General features: G+C 69.7%; 9 protein-coding genes, 1 tRNA gene and 1 rRNA gene. 1 reads left to right on the top strand and 10 read right to left on the bottom strand.

Going from position 1 to position 17,512, the window contains the following annotated elements; all coding sequences use genetic code 11:
• Positions 1-32: 32 nt before the first annotated feature.
• The 7 genes from OG562_RS31495 to OG562_RS31465 form a co-directional block, all read right to left on the bottom strand.
• A complete protein-coding gene (locus OG562_RS31495; protein WP_266403941.1) occupies positions 33-578 on the bottom strand; it encodes a CinA family protein in 546 nt (181 codons plus the stop codon).
• Positions 575-1,297 carry a CDP-diacylglycerol--glycerol-3-phosphate 3-phosphatidyltransferase gene (gene pgsA / locus OG562_RS31490; RefSeq protein WP_266403938.1) on the bottom strand — a complete coding sequence of 241 codons (723 nt, stop codon included), beginning with the start codon at positions 1,295-1,297 and terminating at the stop codon, positions 575-577. The genes OG562_RS31495 and pgsA overlap by 4 nt, the downstream gene beginning before the upstream one ends.
• Positions 1,294-2,763 (bottom strand): 30S ribosomal protein S12 methylthiotransferase RimO, encoded by a 1,470-nt coding sequence (rimO, locus tag OG562_RS31485; RefSeq protein ID WP_266403935.1) that lies wholly within the window; start codon positions 2,761-2,763, stop codon positions 1,294-1,296. The genes pgsA and rimO overlap by 4 nt, the downstream gene beginning before the upstream one ends.
• Positions 2,764-2,889: 126 nt before the next feature.
• Complete coding sequence (locus OG562_RS31480) at positions 2,890-3,726, bottom strand: helix-turn-helix domain-containing protein (protein ID WP_266403933.1); 837 nt, start codon at positions 3,724-3,726, stop codon at positions 2,890-2,892.
• Positions 3,727-3,981: 255 nt separating this feature from the next.
• Positions 3,982-6,711, bottom strand: coding sequence for a DNA translocase FtsK (locus tag OG562_RS31475; RefSeq protein WP_266403931.1), 2,730 nt, complete (start codon positions 6,709-6,711; stop codon positions 3,982-3,984).
• Positions 6,712-6,865: 154 nt separating this feature from the next.
• A complete protein-coding gene (locus OG562_RS31470; protein ID WP_266403930.1) occupies positions 6,866-7,552 on the bottom strand; it encodes a two-component system response regulator in 687 nt (228 codons plus the stop codon).
• A 244-nt stretch (positions 7,553-7,796) separates the two neighbouring features.
• Positions 7,797-13,250 carry a HAMP domain-containing protein gene (locus OG562_RS31465; protein WP_266403929.1) on the bottom strand — a complete coding sequence of 1,818 codons (5,454 nt, stop codon included), beginning with the start codon at positions 13,248-13,250 and terminating at the stop codon, positions 7,797-7,799.
• Between the two features lie 379 nt (positions 13,251-13,629).
• Between OG562_RS31465 and OG562_RS31460 the strand changes: the two genes are divergently transcribed.
• Positions 13,630-16,368, top strand: coding sequence for a SpoIIE family protein phosphatase (locus tag OG562_RS31460; protein WP_266403928.1), 2,739 nt, complete (start codon positions 13,630-13,632; stop codon positions 16,366-16,368).
• 55 nt (positions 16,369-16,423) lie between these two features.
• Here OG562_RS31460 and OG562_RS31455 read toward each other — a convergent pair.
• From OG562_RS31455 to rrf, 3 genes are all read right to left on the bottom strand, one after another.
• Positions 16,424-16,499: transfer RNA gene (locus tag OG562_RS31455), tRNA-Thr, on the bottom strand.
• 76 nt (positions 16,500-16,575) lie between these two features.
• Positions 16,576-17,238, bottom strand: a complete 663-nt coding sequence (locus OG562_RS31450) for a DegT/DnrJ/EryC1/StrS family aminotransferase (RefSeq protein WP_266409628.1) — start codon at positions 17,236-17,238, stop codon at positions 16,576-16,578.
• Between the two features lie 116 nt (positions 17,239-17,354).
• Positions 17,355-17,471, bottom strand: a 5S ribosomal RNA gene (gene rrf / locus OG562_RS31445).
• Between the last annotated feature and the right edge of the window lie 41 nt (positions 17,472-17,512).

Below are 17,512 nucleotides of genomic sequence, written 5' to 3'. Positions count from 1 at the left end.
AGCGATGTCGTGTTCACTCAGGGCTGCAAACATCAAAACCCCCCGTTCTGTTCCGTATCCTGTGCCCGCTCATTCCCGGTCTGTTCGCCCGCAAGCTCCTTCAGGAGCAGTGCGAGTACGCTCCGTACACTCTCTCTACGAATTTCCGCACGGTCGCCGTTCAACCGCAGGGCCTCCACTTTTCCGCCGCCGGCGGAACCGGAATCCGGCCCGAACGGCCCGTCGACGGCCACGAAGACCGTCCCGACGGGGTGCCCGTCCTGGGTGTCGGGGCCGGCGACGCCGGTGGTCGCGACGCCCCAGTCGGCGCCCAGCGTCTTGCGTACTCCCGCCGCCATCTGGGCCGCGACCTGCGCGTCCACGGCCCCGCGCGCGGCCAGCAGGCCGGCGTCGACGCCGAGCAGCTCGTGCTTGAGCCCGGTGGCGTAGGCGGTGACCGAGCCCCGGAAGACCTTGGACGCCCCGGGGACCGATGTGATCTCCGCCGCGGCCAGGCCGCCGGTCAGCGACTCGGCCACAGCGAGCGTCTCGCCCTTCACCGTGAGTAGTCGCACCACGTCGGCGGCCGGGGAATTCACGCCCGTGTCTCCTGCGAAGCGGCCTCGCGCTCGGCGATCCCCTGCCGACGCAGCACAATGGCCTGTCTCACATAGTCGAGCCCGGTCACCACGGTCAGGACGACCGCCGCGGCCATCACCCAGAACCTCAGGGTGGCCAGCCACCCCGTGAGCGCCAGGACGTACATCCCGACGGCCACACCCTGGGTGAGCGTCTTGAGCTTGCCGCCGCGCGACGCGGGAATGACGCCGTACCGGATGACCAGGAAACGCATCAGGGTGATCCCGAGCTCCCGGCCGAGGATCACGATCGTCACCCACCACGGCAGGTCGCCGAGCGCGGAGAGGCAGATCAGCGCCGCTCCCATGATCGCCTTGTCGGCGATGGGGTCGGCGATCTTCCCGAAGTCGGTGACGAGGTCGTACGTCCGGGCCAGATGCCCGTCGAACAGATCGGTGATCATGGCGACGGCGAAGGCGGCCCAGGCGAGCGAGCGCCACGCCGGGTCGTAGCCGCCGTCGGCCAGCATCAGCGCGACGAAGCCGGGCACCAGGATCAGCCGGAGCATCGTCAGCAGATTGGCGATGTTCCAGACGCTGGCCTGGTTGACGGCGGCGGCCGCCAGCTTCCCGCCACGCGGGGACCTGCCGGCGTCGTCGAGGTCGGCGGCCGACATGCTCGCCGCCGCTTCCTTCGCCTGCGGGGAGCCGCCCGCGGCCGATGCCGGAACACCCGTCATCTGCCCGCCTCCTCACTACACCCGAACGAGCCCGGCAGAGGCTCGGCGACGAGGTCGACGCCCTCGGTGCCGACCACCTTCGCCTCGACCATACGACCGACGCTCAGGGATGCGCCCGACGTGAGCAGCACCTGGCCGTCGGTCTCCGGCGCCTGGTGCGCCCCGCGGCCGTACACGCCCTCGTCGTCCACGGACTCCACCAGCACGTGCACGGTCTCGCCCAGCCGCTCCTCGGCCCGCTGGGAGACGAGCTCCTCGGCGAGCCGGGAGACCCGCGCGAGCCGCTCGGCGACGACGTCCTCGTCGAGCTTGTTCTCGTACGTCGCGGCCTCGGTGCCCTCCTCGTCGGAGTACCCGAAGACGCCGATGGCGTCGAGCCGCGCGCCCTCGAGGAAGCGCTCCAGCTCAGCCAGGTCGGACTCGGACTCGCCGGGGAAGCCGACGATGAAGTTGGAGCGGACGCCGGCTTGGGGCGCCTTGCTCCGGATGGTGTCGAGCAGCTCCAGGAAGCGGTCGGTGTCGCCGAAGCGGCGCATCGCGCGCAGCACGCCGGGCGCGGAGTGCTGGAAGGACAGGTCGAAGTAGGGGGCGATCTTCGGCGTCGAGGTCAGCACGTCGATGAGCCCGGGCCGCATCTCGGCCGGCTGGAGGTAGCTGACGCGCACCCGTTCGAGCCCGTCGACGTCGGCCAGTTCCGGGAGCAGGGACTCCAGGAGGCGGATGTCGCCCAGGTCCTTGCCGTAGGAGGTGTTGTTCTCGGAGACCAGCATGATCTCCTTGACGCCCTGCTCGGCCAGCCACCGCGTCTCGTTCAGCACATCGCTCGGTCGGCGCGAGATGAAGGAGCCTCGGAAGGACGGGATGGCGCAGAAGGTGCAGCGCCGGTCGCAGCCCGAGGCGAGCTTGACGGAGGCGACCGGGGCGCCGTCGAGGCGGCGACGCAGGGGCGCACGGGGGCCCGAGGCGGGCGCGAGGCCGTCCGGAAGGTCCACCGGGCCGTGTCCGGGCAGCGCGACCTCGGCGGCCGACTCCTGCCGCTGCGCCGGGCTGATCGGCAGCAGCTTGCGGCGGTCGCGCGGGGTGTGGGAGGCGTGGATCCCGCCGTTCAGGATGGTCTGGAGGCGGTCGGAGATGTCGGCGTAGTCGTCGAAGCCGAGGACGCCGTCGGCTTCGGGAAGGGCTTCGGCGAGTTCCTTGCCGTACCGCTCGGCCATGCAGCCCACCGCCACGACGGCCTGGGTTCTGCCGTGCCCCTTGAGGTCGTTGGCCTCCAGGAGGGCGTCGACGGAGTCCTTCTTGGCGGCCTCGACGAAGCCACAGGTGTTGACGACGGCGACGTCGGCTTCCTCGGCGTCCTCCACGAGCTGCCAGCCGTCCGCCTCCAAACGGCCTGCGAGCTCCTCCGAGTCCACCTCGTTACGGGCGCAGCCAAGAGTGACGAGTGCGACGGTACGGCGTTCAGGCATGGGCTCAAGACTACTTTGTCTCACCGACAGCCCACGTCGACGGGGGCTGGCGATCTTCGCCAACCCCCGTCCGCGCCTGACGACGCCCGCTCGGACGCCCGCTCGGACGCCCGCTCGGACGTCCACTCAGCCGACCTGCGGGTCGCCCTTCGTGTACGTCAGGCGCTCCACCGCGCCCGGCTGGAAGTCGTCCTCGATCTTCTTGCCGTTGACGAACAGATCGATCGCGCCGGCGTCGCCGAGGACGAGGTTGATCTTCTCGCTGTCCTGGAAGGTCTGGGAGTCGCCCTGCTTGAGCAGGCCGTCGAACAGCAGTCGGCCGTTGTGGTCCTTGGCGGAGATCCAACTGCGGCCGTCGGTGGCGCTGACCTGGACGGTCACCTTGTCCTGGGGAGCCGCCGCGATGGCGCTGTCGGAGGGTTCGGGCTTCTCGTCGACGGTCTTGTCGGTCTTCGGCGTGGGCGAGGCGGTCGGGCTGGTCGCCGGCGTGGAGCCCTCGGCGACCTGCTCCTTCGACCCGCCGCCGTCGCCCTTGAAGGCGGTGAAGCCGACGAAGCCGACCACGGCGACGATCGCCGCGACCATGGCCGCGGTCCAGTTCGGCCCGCGCCGCTCGGGGCGGATGCGTTCCGCCTCGAAAAGGGGCGCGGCGGGGGTGGGCGCCGGACGGCCGCCGTGGGCGGCGTCGTACTGCTCCATCAGCGGGGCGGGATCGAGGTGCACGGCTCGGGCCAGGGTCCGGATGTGCCCGCGCGCGTAGACGTCTCCGCCGCAGGGGGCGAAGTCGTCCGACTCGATGGCGTGGACGATGGCGATGCGGACCCGGGTGGCGGTACTGACGTCGTCGACGGTCAGCCCTGCGGCGATGCGCGCCTGCTGCAGGGCACGACCGATGGAGATGTTGGCTTCCTCGGACGGGTCTTCGAAGGGACGCTCGTCTTCAGGGGAGTTGCCGATGGACACGGGGGCGCCTTTCGAGCGTGTAGCCACCTGTGCTGGAAGTTCAGTCTAGGGGGGGTGCCAAAGGGAGGGGCAACCGGGCGGTGGGACTTTGTACGCCATCGGAATGGCCGGACACGCCGATGACGGGCCACGTACGGCTTCCCTGTTGAAAGCCGTACCTGTCCTCTCGCTCAACTGGACGTACGCCAAAGGGAAACGGTTGCCCTGCGTTTTCTAACGGGTGAGTCACGCTCGTCCGTCTCCTCACCAGCGCGCCTACTCCGCCGACTCCCCACGAATCACCGCGAGCACGCCGTCCAGCTCGTCGGGTTTGACGAGGACGTCGCGCGCCTTGGAGCCCTCGCTCGGTCCGACGACACCCCGGGACTCCATGAGGTCCATCAGCCGCCCGGCCTTGGCGAAGCCGACCCGCAGCTTGCGCTGGAGCATCGAGGTCGATCCGAACTGCGTGGAGACGACCAGCTCGGCCGCCTGGCACAACAGGTCGAGGTCGTCGCCGATGTCCTCGTCGATCTCCTTCTTCTGCTTGGTCCCCACGGTGACGTCGTCCCGGAAGACCGGCGCCATCTGGTCCTTGCAGTGCTGGACGACGATCGCGACCTCGTCCTCGGTCACGAAGGCGCCCTGCATACGGGTGGGCTTGTTCTGGCCCATCGGCAGGAACAGTCCGTCGCCCTTGCCGATCAGCTTCTCGGCGCCCGGCTGGTCGAGGATGACCCGCGAGTCGGCGAGCGAGGAGGTGGCGAACGCGAGCCGCGAGGGCACGTTCGCCTTGATCAGACCGGTGACGACGTCGACCGACGGCCGTTGCGTGGCGAGCACCAGATGGATGCCGGCCGCGCGCGCGAGCTGCGTGATGCGCACGATGGCGTCCTCGACGTCCCTCGGCGCGACCATCATCAGGTCGGCGAGCTCGTCGACGATCACCAGCAGATACGGGTACGGCTGAAGCTCGCGCTCACTGCCCGCGGGCGCCTTGACCTTGCCGTTCCTTATGGCCTCGTTGAAGTCGTCGATGTGCCGGAACCCGTACGCCGCCAGGTCGTCGTACCGAAGATCCATCTCGCGCACGACCCACTGGAGCGCCTCGGCGGCCCGCTTCGGGTTGGTGATGATCGGCGTGATCAGGTGGGGAATGCCCTCGTACGCGGTGAGCTCGACGCGCTTGGGGTCGACGAGGACCATCCGCACGTCCTCGGGGGTCGCGCGGACCATGATCGACGTGATGAGGCAGTTGATGCACGACGACTTTCCGGAACCGGTGGCTCCGGCGACGAGGATGTGCGGCATCTTCGCCAGGTTGGCCATCACATAGCCGCCCTCGACGTCCTTGCCGAGAGCCACCAGCATCGGGTGGTCGTCCTCGGCCGCGTCCGCGAGCCGCAGCACGTCGCCGAGGTTGACCATCTCCCGGTCGGTGTTCGGGATCTCGATGCCGACCGCGGACTTGCCGGGGATCGGCGAGATGATCCGCACGTCCGGGCTGGCGACGGCGTACGCGATGTTCTTCGTCAGCGCGGTGATCCGCTCGACCTTCACGGCCGGGCCCAGCTCGACCTCGTAGCGGGTGACCGTCGGCCCGCGCGTGAAGCCGGTGACGGCGGCGTCGACCTTGAACTCCGTGAAGACGTTCGTCAGCGAGGCGACGACGGCGTCGTTGGCCGCGCTGCGCGCCTTGCCCGGGCCCCCGCGCGTGAGCAGGTCGAGCGACGGCAGGGAGTACGTGATGTCGCCGGACAGCTGGAGCTGCTCGGCGCGCGGCGGCAGATCGCGCGGCGCGTCGGGGGCCGCCTTGGTCAGGTCGGGGACCATCCCGCTCTTGAGCTTCTCCTGCCTGGGCCGCCCGGCGGGGGCCGGGACGGGCGTCGGCGTGGTCGGCTCACGGTCGCCCACGCGCACGCCCTGCGTGAGGTCGGCGACGATCGGCGAGGGCGGCATGCCGTGCAGGACGGCGCCGTCGAGGTCGGCCGCGGCGGCCGCCGCGATGTCCACGGCGTCCAGCTGCCGGTCCATGGCGGGCTGCGGCACCGCCGAGCGCCTCGGACGGCCCCGACGCTTGGAGAGGGCCTCCTGCTCGGCCTCGTCGGGGTCGTACGCCCGATCGCCGCCCGAACGGCGACGCGGGCGGCCGGGCAGCGCCTCGCGCCACTGGTCGTCGTAGCGCGAGTCGTCGTCCGCGAACTCGTCGTACTCGCCGGCCTCGGGGTCGTCCAGCACCCCCAGCCGCACCCCGAGCTGCCGCAGCCGCTGCGGAATGGCGTTGACCGGAGTCGCCGTGACCACCAGCAACCCGAACACGGTCAGCAACACGAGCAGCGGTACGGCGAGGACCTCGCCCATGGTGTACGTCAGCGGGGTCGCCGCCGCCCAGCCGATGAGGCCGCCGGCGTCCCTTATCGCCTGCATGCCGTCACTGCGGGCGGGCGCGCCGCAGGCGATGTGGACCTGCCCGAGCACGCCGATGACGAGCGCGGACAGACCGATCACGATGCGGCCGTTGGCCTCGGGCTTCTCCGGGTGCCGGATGAAGCGCACGGCGATCACCGCGAGGAGGATCGGCACGAGCAGGTCGAGCCGGCCGAAGGCGCCGGTCACCAGGATCTCGACGAGGTCGCCGACGGGGCCGCGCAGATCGGCCCAGGTGCCCGCGGCGACGATCAGCGCGACGCCGAACAGCAGCAACGCCACGCCGTCCTTGCGGTGCGCCGGGTCGAGGTTCTTGGCGCCGTTCCCTATCCCGCGGAACACGGCGCCGACGGCGTGCGCCAGGCCGAGCCAGAGGGCGCGCACGAGCCGGTAGATGCCTCCGGTCGGGTTCGGCGCCGGCTTGGGCGCCGGCGCCGCCTTCTTCGCCGCGGCTTTCCGGGCGGGCGCTTTCTTCGCCGGAGCCTTTTTCGCGGCGGCGGCCTTCTTCGCCGGAGCCTTCGAGGGAGCGGCCGCCTTCTTGGCGGGCTGCTTCTTGGCTGCGGAGGGACGTGAGGCCATGGGTGTGAGGTTACCGGTGGAGACGACAGCGGACACGTGTGCCCACTGCTTCACCCGTTCGTGTCGCCTCCACAGAGGCCTGGATTTGACGCGCCCTGCGTAGGACGGCGGGGAACTGACATACGCTCACGCGCAACTCCTGCCGCCCCTCGCGTCAGTTCTGCGACGGCAACGAGGGCGCGCCGCTGCCGGCGCCCGGCTCCAGCGCGTCCAGAGCCCTGCGCAGGCCGGTGAGTTTGCGCTCCAGATGGGCCGCCGTGGCCACCGCCGCCGCGTCCGCCGACTCGTCGTCGAGCTGCTTGGACAGGGCCTCCGCCTGCTCCTCGACGGCCGCGAGCCGCGCGGACAGCTCGGCCAGCAGCCCGGGCGACTCCTTGGCCCCGCCGCCCGCCGACGCCTTGCCGCCGCCCTCCAACTGCAGCCGCAGCAGCGCCGCCTGCTCACGCAGCTGACAGTTCTTCATGTACAGCTCGACGAACACCGAGACCTTGGCCCGCAGCACCCACGGGTCGAACGGCTTCGAGATGTAGTCCACCGCGCCGGCCGCATACCCGCGGAAGGTGTGATGCGGGCCGTGGTTGATCGCGGTGAGGAAGATGATCGGGATGTCCCGCGTCCGCTCCCGCCTCTTGATGTGCGCGGCCGTTTCGAAACCGTCCATCCCTGGCATCTGGACGTCCAGCAGAATGACCGCGAAATCGTCCGTCAGCAGTGCTTTGAGCGCCTCTTCCCCGGACGATGCCCGCACCAGCGTCTGATCGAGCGCAGAGAGGATCGCCTCCAGCGCCAGCAGATTCTCCGGCCGGTCATCGACCAGGAGGATCTTGGCCTTCTGCACCATGGCCCGCCCTCCTCGCCCCGGCAGTGCACCGGGCGCCGCCCCTGGGGACGACTCCTTTGCGCCGCCCTTACCTGTGCCGGTCATGGTAGCCGCACCCCGACCGTCGCCACACCCTGTCACCGTGATGTCACTGTGCACGTAGCAGGAACGCGGCAGGAGACCAGAAGGTTCCCCGAATCCCGCCCCGCTACACGGCCATGGCCACCCTCGGTCAGCAACTCCGCACTCCCTCCGAAGGTTCCCCTCAGCCCTCCCGCATCCACTGCTCCATCACCGACAGCAGGTGATCGGGATCGACGGGCTTGGTGACGTAGTCGGACGCACCGGACTCGATGGCCTTCTCCCGGTCGCCCTTCATCGCCTTCGCGGTCAGCGCGATGATGGGCAGCCCGGAGAACTGCGGCATCCTGCGGATCGCCGTCGTCGTCGCGTAGCCGTCCATCTCCGGCATCATGATGTCCATCAGCACGACCGCCACGTCGTCGTGCTGCTCCAGGACCTCGATGCCCTCCCGGCCGTTCTCGGCGTACAGCACCGACAGACCGTGCTGCTCCAGGACGCTGGTCAGCGCGAACACATTGCGGATGTCGTCGTCGACGATCAGCACCTTCTCGCCGCCGAACCGAATGCCCACGCGCGCGTGCGCCGCCGCCTCCGGGCCGCCCGCCGTCCACGACTCGGGCTGCCCCAACTGCTCGCCGCCGTTCACGGAGCGGCGCCGACGCCGGAAGAGGGCGGCCGGCCCGTTCTGCGCGTCCTGATACGACTTCACCTCGGCCGGCGTCCGGATCTCCGCCTCGGACAGCTCCGACAGCTCCGCCGCCCCGTTCTCCGAGGCCACCAGGTCACCGGCCTCCAAGGCGGGCACGACCTGCTGGTAGCCCTGCGGCGGCAGCTCGCTCGGGTGCAGCGGCAGATACAGCGTGAACGTCGAGCCCCGGCCCGGCTCGCTCTGCGCATAGATCTCGCCGCCGAGCAGCTGGGCGATCTCCCGCGAGATCGACAGCCCCAAACCCGTACCGCCGTACTTGCGGCTGGTGGTGCCGTCCGCCTGCTTGAACGCCTCGAAGATCACCCGCATCTTGCTCGCGGCGATCCCGATGCCGGTGTCGGTCACCGAGAAAGCGATCAGCGGAGCGTCCGGATCGGTCAGCGAACCGGTCTCCAGGAGCTGCTCCCGGATGATCACCGGAACATCCGTCCCCGCCGGCCTGATGACCAGCTCGACCGACCCGGAGTCGGTGAACTTCACCGCGTTGGACAGCAGGTTGCGCAGCACCTGAAGAAGTCGCTGCTCGTCGGTGTGCAGCGTGGCGGGAAGCTCCGGCGACACCCGTACGGACAGGTCGAGGCCCTTCTCCGCGGTCAGCGGCCGGAAGGTGGCCTCCACGTAGTCCACGAGCTGGACGAGCGCGATCCGCGTCGGCGAGACGTCCATCTTGCCCGCCTCGACCTTCGACAGGTCGAGGATGTCGTTGATCAGCTGGAGCAGGTCGGAGCCCGCCCCGTGGATGGTCTCGGCGAACTCGACCTGCTTCGGCGAGAGGTTGCCCTCCGCGTTGTCGGCGAGCAACTTGGCCAGGATCAGCAGCGAGTTGAGCGGCGTACGCAGCTCGTGCGACATGTTCGCCAGGAACTCGCTCTTGTAGCGCATCGACACGGCGAGCTGCTCGGCGCGCTCCTCCAGGACCTGCCGCGCCTCCTCGATCTCGGTGTTCTTCACCTCGATGTCGCGGTTCTGCTGGGCCAGCAGTTCGGCCTTCTCCTCCAGTTCGGCGTTGGACGCCTGAAGGGCCTTCTGCCGCTGCTCCAACTCGGCCGACCGCTCCCGGAGCTGCTCGGTCAGCTCCTGCGACTGCTTCAGCAGCAGCTCCGTCTTGGTGTTGACGGAGATCGTGTTGACGCTGGTCGCGATCATCTCGGCGAGCTGGTTGAGGAAGTCCTTCTGGATCTGGGTGAACTTCGTGAACGACGCCAGCTCGATGACCCCGAGCACCTTGCCCTCGAACAGCACCGGCAACACGATCACCTGCGCGGGCGGCGCCTCACCGAGCCCGGAGGAGATCTTCAGATAGCCGCTCGGCGCGTTCTCCACCAGGATCGTGCGCTTCTCCTCGGCCGCCGTCCCCACAAGCGCCTCACCCGGCCGGAACGACGTCGGCATGGACCCCATGGAGTAGCCGTACGACCCCAGCATCCGCAGCTCGTACGGGTCGTCCGCGGACGCCATCGCCAGGAAGAACGCGCCGTGCTGCGCGGCCACCAGGGGAGGCAGCTCGCTCATGATCAGCGAGGCCACGTCCTCCAGGTCGCGCCGGCCCTGCATCAGAGCGGACACACGCGCGAGGTTGCCCTTGAGCCAGTCCTGCTCCTTGTTGGCGATCGTGGTGTCGCGCAGGTTGGCGATCATCTTGTTGATGTAGTCCTGGAGCTCCTGGATCTCCCCGGACGCGTCCACGTCGATCTTCAGGTTCAGGTCGCCCCGGGTCACCGCGGTCGCCACGCGCGCGATGGCACGCACCTGCCGGGTCAGGTTCCCGGCCATCTCGTTCACCGACTCGGTGAGGTCGCGCCAGGTTCCGTCGACGTCACGCACGCGTGCCTGCCCGCCGAGCTGTCCCTCCGTGCCCACCTCGCGGGCCACACGGGTGACCTCCTCGGCGAACGACGACAGCTGGTCGACCATCGTGTTGATGGTCGTCTTCAGCTCGAGGATCTCCCCGCGCGCATCGATGTCGATCTTCTTCGTCAGGTCGCCCTTGGCGATCGCCGTCGTGACCATGGCGATGTTGCGCACCTGGCCGGTCAGGTTGGACGCCATGCCGTTCACCGAATCGGTGAGGTCCTTCCAGGTGCCCGCCACCCCCGGCACATGCGCCTGACCGCCCAGGATGCCGTCCGTGCCCACCTCGCGGGCCACCTTGGTGACCTGGTCGGCGAACGAACTCAGCGTCTTCACCATGGTGTTGAAGGTGTCGGCGAGCTGCTGGACCTCGCCGCGCGCCTCGATCGTCACCGTGCGGGTCAGGTCGCCGTTGGCGACGGCCGCCGCGACCTGGGAGATGTTGCGCACCTGCATGGTCAGGTTCTTGGCCATCAGGTTGACGTTGTCGGTGAGGTCCTTCCAGATGCCAGTGACGCCCGACGCATGCGCCTGGCCGCCCAGGATGCCCTCGGTGCCCACCTCGCGGGCCACCCGGGTCACCTGCTCGGCGAAGGACGAGAGCTGGTCCACCATCGTGTTCACGGTGGTGACGAGCTCGAGGATCTCGCCCTTGGCGTCGACGGTGATCTTCTTGGACAGGTCGCCCTTGGCGACGGCGGTCGTGACATCGGCGATCTGACGCACCTGGATCGTCAGGTTGTTCGCCATGAAGTTCACCGACTGCGTGAGGTCCTTCCAGGTGCCGGAGACCCCCTGCACCTCGGCCTGCCCGCCGAGCTGCCCCTCCGTACCGACCTCGCGGGCCACCCGGGTGACCTCCTGGGCGAACGACGACAGCTGGTCCACCATCGTGTTCAGGGTGTTCTTCAGCTCGAGGATCTCCCCGCGCGCGTCCACGGTGATCTTCTGGGAGAGGTCACCGCGGGCCACGGCGGTGGCCACCTGCGCGATGTTGCGCACCTGGGCGGTGAGGTTGCCGGCCATGCCGTTCACCGAGTCGGTCAGGTCCCGCCACACACCGGCCACACCAGGCACCTGCGCCTGACCGCCGAGACGGCCCTCCGTGCCCACGTCCCGGGCCACCCGGGTCACCTGGTCGGCGAAGGCGGAGAGCTGGTCGACCATCGTGTTGATGGTGTTCTTCAGCTCGAGGATCTCCCCGCGCGCGTCGACGTCGATCTTCTGCGAGAGGTCGCCCCGGGCCACGGCCGTCGTCACCTGCGCGATGTTGCGCACCTGCGAGGTCAGGTTCCCGGCCATCGAGTTGACGGAGTCGGTGAGTTCCTTCCAGGTCCCCGACACGCCGTCGACCCGCGCCTGACCGCCCAGCCGGCCCTCCGTGCCCACGTCCCGGGCCATCCGCGTCACCTGGTCGGCGAACGACGACAGTTGGTCCACCATCGTGTTCACGGTGTTCTTCAGCTGCGCCATCTCGCCGGAGACGTCGACGGTGACCTTCTGCGAGAGGTCGCCGTTGGCCACGGCCGTCGTGACCTGCGCGATGTTCCTCACCTGTCCGGTGAGGTTGCGGAACGCCGTGTTGACGGAGTCCGTCAGGTCCTTCCACGTGCCGGCCGCGCCCGACACCTGGGCCTGCCCGCCCAGCTCGCCCTCGACCCCGATCTCGCGCGCCACGCGCGTGACCTCCGCGCCGAAGGCCGACAGCTGGTCGACCATCCCGTTGACGGTGTTCTTCAGCTCCAGCATCTCGCCGGCCACGTCCACCGTGACCTTCTGCGACAGATCGCCGCTGGCCACGGCCGTCGTCACGGCGGCGATGTCCCTCACCTGAGTGGTGAGGTTGCGGAACACCGTGTTGACGGAGTCCGTCAGGTCCTTCCAGGTACCGGCCGCACCCGGCACATTGGCCTGCCCGCCGAGCCGCCCCTCGGCCCCCACCTCGTTGGCCACACGCGTGACCTCGTCCGCGAACGTCCGCAGCGTCTCGGTCATCTGGTTGATCGTGTCGGCGAGCTGCGCGACCTCGCCGCGCGCCGACACCGTCACCTTCTGCGACAGATCGCCGTTGGCGACCGCCGTCGTCACCTCCGCGATCCCGCGCACCTGGGCCGTCAGGTTCCCAGCCATGGTGTTCACCGAATCGGTGAGCTCTTTCCACACCCCGTCCACGTCGGACACCTGCGCCTGGCCGCCCAGGATGCCTTCGGTGCCCACCTCGCGGGCCACCCGGGTCACCTCGGAGGAGAACGCGGAGAGCTGGTCCACCATCGTGTTGACGGTGTTCTTCAGCTCGAGCATCTCGCCCTCGACGTGAACCGTCACCTTCCGGGACAGATCACCCTTGGCCACCGCAGTCGTCACCAGCGCGATGTCCCGCACCTGCGCCGTCAACCGGTACGCCATCGTGTTGACGGACTCCGTGAGGTCCTTCCACGAACCCGACATACCGCGCACCTGAGCCTGTCCGCCCAGCTTGCCCTCGGTGCCCACCTCGCTGGCCACGCGCGTGACCTCGTCGGTGAACGTCGACAGCTGGTCGACCAGGTTGTTGACCGTCCGCCCGACCTTGAGGAACTCCCCGCGCAGCGGATGCCCGACGCCCTCTGGCGTGTGCGTCCTGAGCTCCATCCGTGGCGACAGGTCGCCCTCGGCCACCGCCGACAGCACCCGCCCGACCTCGGAGACCGGCCGTACCAGGTCGTCGACCAGCGCGTTCGAGTTCTCGACGGCCGTCGCCCACGAGCCCTCGCAGGCGCCCGTCTCCAGTCGTTCGGTGAGCTTTCCCTCCCGCCCGACCATGCGCCGTACGCGCGAGAGCTCTCCCGTCAGATGCAGGTTGCGGTCCGCGACCTCGTTGAAGACGGCCGAGATCTCCGACATCACGCCGTCGCCGGACACCGTGAGCCGCTTGCGGAAGTTCCCCTCCCGCATGGACACCAACGCGGCCAGCAGCCGGTTCAGGGACACCGTGTCCACCACGGTGGTCCCGCCCCGAGGCGTACGCTGCCGGCTCAGGGACTGTCCGCCTTTCGCGCGCGCCTTAGTGCTCCGCGTCGCTGCGCCAGACTCCACTTGTCCCTCCCGCAGGGATCGACCGTTACTGTTGCGCTTCCGGTGCTGCCACTCGCCGTACTGCTTACCGCGCAGAGATTTCCGCCCGATGTAATCAGGCGGACCCGACGGGCTGCTGCCCTCCGTACTCAGAAGACACCCAGTCTGCCCGGACCTTCACAACAAGCTTGCCCAGTGTTTCACCCCCGCCGAACCCGGCCATAACAGTTCGGCACCTTCACACATCGTCCGCACACCCTTGGGGCGGAAACACCGGCGACCGGCATCCGCGTGGACGGGGAAGGTAAGTAACCTTGCATGCGGCTGTCCAGCCGCGCCGGTCCGACCGGCCTGGACGGTGGCACGAGTACGAGCGGGCATCGGAGGGGCGGCCGCACACATGACCACCGGACTGATCCCGGGGGGACAGACCCCGGAACCCCGGCCTTCAGGCACCCTGCCGCCTCAACAGCGGCGCGACCAGGCCGACCAGGGGTCCCCGCACGTCGACAACCGGCCGAGGAGTTCCGTGATCACCGCGCGCGCGGCTGCCAGCTTCGAGCCCGTCGGGCGCTCCGTCGCGACCGCCCGCGCCTTCGTCCGCGACACACTCCAGGGCTGGGGCTTCGCCGACATCGTCGACGACGCCGTGGTCCTCACCAGCGAACTGGTGACCAACGCGGTCGTCCACGCGGGCACCCACGCCGACGTCCTGTGCCTGCGCAGCGACGACGGCGTACGCATCGAGGTGGCCGACCGGTACCCGGAGCGCGAGATCCCCCTCCAGGGCTCCCTCGCCACCATGGGCAGCCCCGACCGCGAGGGCGGCCGAGGCCTCCAGCTCTGCGCGGCCATCGCCGCCCGCTGGGGCGTCGACTACACGCCCACCCACAAACAGGTCTGGTTCCAACTCGACCTCCCCGACCGCCCGGTGGGCACCCGCGCCGCCGGCCCGTCCCTCCCCGCCGACCTCCTCCCGCTCGCCGACAGCCGCGTCCGCGTAGCAGTCGTCCAGATCGACCGTACGGCCGCCGTCTCGGCCTGGAACGAGGACGCCGAGGAGCTCTTCGGCTACCCCGCCGACCAGGTCACCGGCAAGCCCCTCACCGACCTCGCCGCCTGGCCGCACACCCCCGGCACCGGCACGGGCATCGCGGAGGCCCTCCAACTCTCCCGCTGGGAGGGCAGCTACGGCATCCGCGGCGCCGACGGCCGGGTCACTCCCGTCTACGCCTCCCACCTCCGGGTCCGCGACACCGACGGTGAACCGTCCACGGTCTGTCTCCTGGTCCGCGACCACGAACGCGCGGTGCTCCAGACCCCGTTGCGCGTCCCGGCCTCCGACTCGGGCCCCGCCGACGGCCAGAGCACGGACCCCTTCGAGGTGTTCATCGGCTCCCCGGCCCCGGACGACCTCGACGGCCTCCTCCAGCGCACGGTGGAACGCGCCCGGGACATGCTCGACGGCGACTCCGCGTTCCTGCTGCTGGCGACCGACGACGAAACGGAGTTGGAGGTCCGCGCCTCCACCGGCCTGCCCTCGGCCCGCCAGCGCTTCGCGCGCGTGCCCGTCGAGGCGGGCCCCGGACGCTACGGCTCGGCCCGGATGCCGGCCGTCCACGAGGACCTCCTGGCCGTCCCCGGCGCCGTGCCCCTGCTGAGCGGCACGGGCATGCGCTCGGTCGTCACGGTCCCGCTCAAGGTGGAGGGCCGCCTCACGGGCTCCCTCGGCGTCGCGGCCGAGGCCCCCGGCAGATACTCCAACGAGGAGGCGCTGCGCCTGCAGTTCGCCGCCGACCGCATCGCACTGGCGGTCGAGTCGGCCCGCCTGGGCGAGCTGGAACGCCTGCGCCGCGGCTCCCTGAGCTTCCTCGTCGAGGCCTCCGACCTCCTCGCCGGCACCCTGGACCGCGACCAGACCCTGGCCCTGATGGCCCAGATGACCGTTCCCACCCTGGCCACCTGGTGCGCGGTCTACACCATCGCCGACCAGGCCTCCGACCCGTATCTGTCGTATGTCCTGCACGAGGACGAGGAACTCATCGACGGCATCAAGTCGTTGCTCTCGAAGATCGCCCCGCCGGACCCGGTGCCCACCCCCGGCGCACGGGTCTGGGCGGCCCCCGCCGAGGCGGCGCACCGGGCGGCCCTGCGCAGCTCCATGCGCAGCCTCGGTCTGACCGGCGGCCCCATCCACCAGGTGGCGTCGGGCATCGGCCCCACGCTCGCCACGGCCTCCGCGGTCGGCGGCGAGACCGTCGTCCTGCCCCTCGTCGCCCGCAACCGCGTCATCGGCATGCTGACCCTCGGCAAGCCCACCGACGAACACTTCCGCCAGGAGATCCTGGAACTGGCCGAGGACCTGAGCCGCAGGGCCGCTCTCGCCCTCGACAACGCCCGCCTGTACTCGGAGCGCACGGCCATCAGCCAGGCCCTCCAGCGCAGCCTCCTGCCCCCGGAGACCCCCAAGATCGACGGCGTCGAGGTCGAGGTCATCTACCGCGCGGCCGGCGAGGGCAACGAGGTCGGCGGCGACTTCTACGACGTCTTCCCCATCCGCGACGGCGTCTACGGCTTCGCCATCGGCGACGTCTGCGGCACGGGCCCGAACGCGGCCGCGGTGACGGGCCTGGCCAGGCACGCCCTGCGGCTCCTGGCACGGGAGGGCCTCAGCGGCCCGGCCGTCCTGGAGCGCCTCAACTCCGCCATCCTCGACGAGGGTGCCCGCAGCCGCTTCCTGACCCTCCTGTACGGCGAGATGCGCCCCCAGGAGGACGGCAGCGCCGAGCTGAAGGTGGTCTGCGCCGGTCATCCGCTCCCCCTGCGCCTGCGCCAGGACGGCACGGTCGAACCGGCCGCCGAACCCCAGCCCCTCCTCGGCGTCATGGAGGATCTGGAGCTCTACGAGCAGACGGTCACCCTGGACCCGGGCGATGTCCTGCTCTGCGTCACGGACGGCGTCACCGAACGCCGTGAGGGCACCCGCATGCTGGGCGACGACGGCCTCGCCGACGTCCTCACGACCTGCACGGGTCTCACAGCCGGCGCGGTCGCGGCCCGCATCATGCGCGCGGTCGAGCGCTTCGCGTCCGACGCCCCGTCCGACGACATGGCGATCCTGGCGATGCGAGTGGCGTGAGACGGAAGGGCATGAGAAAAGCCCCCACCCTAAAGGGTGGAGGCTTTTTACCTGGTGGAGCCCCCTAACGGAATCGAACCGTTGACCTTCTCCTTACCATGGAGACGCTCTGCCGACTGAGCTAAGGGGGCCTGTTGCTTTTCCGGGGTTTCCCCCGTGGCAACGGAATAGATCATACCCCGAACGAGCCGGTGTTCCCAAACTCGTTCAGAAGGCGGGCTGAAGCAGTCCCCCGAGCGCGTTGCACGCCGTCACGATGCGCTGCATGTCCCGCTTCGTCAGCGAGGCGTCCACCGGCAGCGCGAGGGTCTCGTCCGCCGCCAGCTCGGTCTCCGGCAAGGACACGCAACGTCGGTACTCGGGCAGCCGGTGCAGCGGTGTCTTCACCGGCACCCGGCACTCGACTCCCCTCCCCCGCAAGGCCCGTGCGAAGGCGTCCCGATCGGGCCGCCCGTTCCCCGGCACCCGCACGACGTACTGCTGGTAGGTGTGCCCGTCCCCGCCATCGGGCGTCCGCACCCCACGCAACCGCCCATCGAGATACCCGGCCCGCTCCCGACGCTGCGCAATCTCGTCGTACGGCGCCTCGGACTCCCCGTGCTCCAACACCAGCAGCCCATGCCGCTGCCCCACCCCGTGCAGCCGCCCGACATCCGCCGGCCGCCCGAAGCGATGTACGGCAACGACGGCCGCCGTCCGCTGAGTTACGACCGCTTCGACGGCGGCCGCGTCGAGGCAGTAGCTCACCGGATCGATGTCGGCGAACACCGGCAGCGCACCGGCCAGAGCAACCGCTCCGGCGACTTCGACGTTCCCGAAGGCCGGCACGATGACCTCGTCACCGACTCCGACGCCTGCGGCCCTGAGCATTGCAGCAGTACCCATGCCGTGGATGCTGGAGGCGGAACGTGAACGACAAGTGACAGGAAACAAAAAAGGGTTGGACTCTGAACCGAAGTTCAGGGCCCAACCCTTTTTGAAAGATTGTTCGGCGGTGTCCTACTCTCCCACAGGGTCCCCCCTGCAGTACCATCGGCGCTGTGAGGCTTAGCTTCCGGGTTCGGAATGTAACCGGGCGTTTCCCTCACGCTATGACCACCGAAACACTATGAAACTGTTTCAGCCGCACCACGCCGTGACCGGA

The sequence above is a fragment of the Streptomyces sp. NBC_01275 genome (assembly GCF_026340655.1).
Classification (GTDB): Bacteria; Actinomycetota; Actinomycetes; order Streptomycetales; family Streptomycetaceae; genus Streptomyces.
This window is presented reverse-complemented; position numbering and strand designations above follow the sequence as displayed.

Coding starts and splice junctions, on each gene's coding strand:
- pgsA (WP_266403938.1), bottom strand. CDS start 1,297: ATGACGGGTGTTCCGGCATCGGCCGCGGGCGGCTCCCCGCAGGCGAAG.
- rimO (WP_266403935.1), bottom strand. CDS start 2,763: ATGCCTGAACGCCGTACCGTCGCACTCGTCACTCTTGGCTGCGCCCGT.
- OG562_RS31475 (WP_266403931.1), bottom strand. CDS start 6,711: ATGGCCTCACGTCCCTCCGCAGCCAAGAAGCAGCCCGCCAAGAAGGCG.
- OG562_RS31470 (WP_266403930.1), bottom strand. CDS start 7,552: ATGGTGCAGAAGGCCAAGATCCTCCTGGTCGATGACCGGCCGGAGAAT.
- OG562_RS31460 (WP_266403928.1), top strand. CDS start 13,630: ATGACCACCGGACTGATCCCGGGGGGACAGACCCCGGAACCCCGGCCT.
- OG562_RS31450 (WP_266409628.1), bottom strand. CDS start 17,238: ATGCTCAGGGCCGCAGGCGTCGGAGTCGGTGACGAGGTCATCGTGCCG.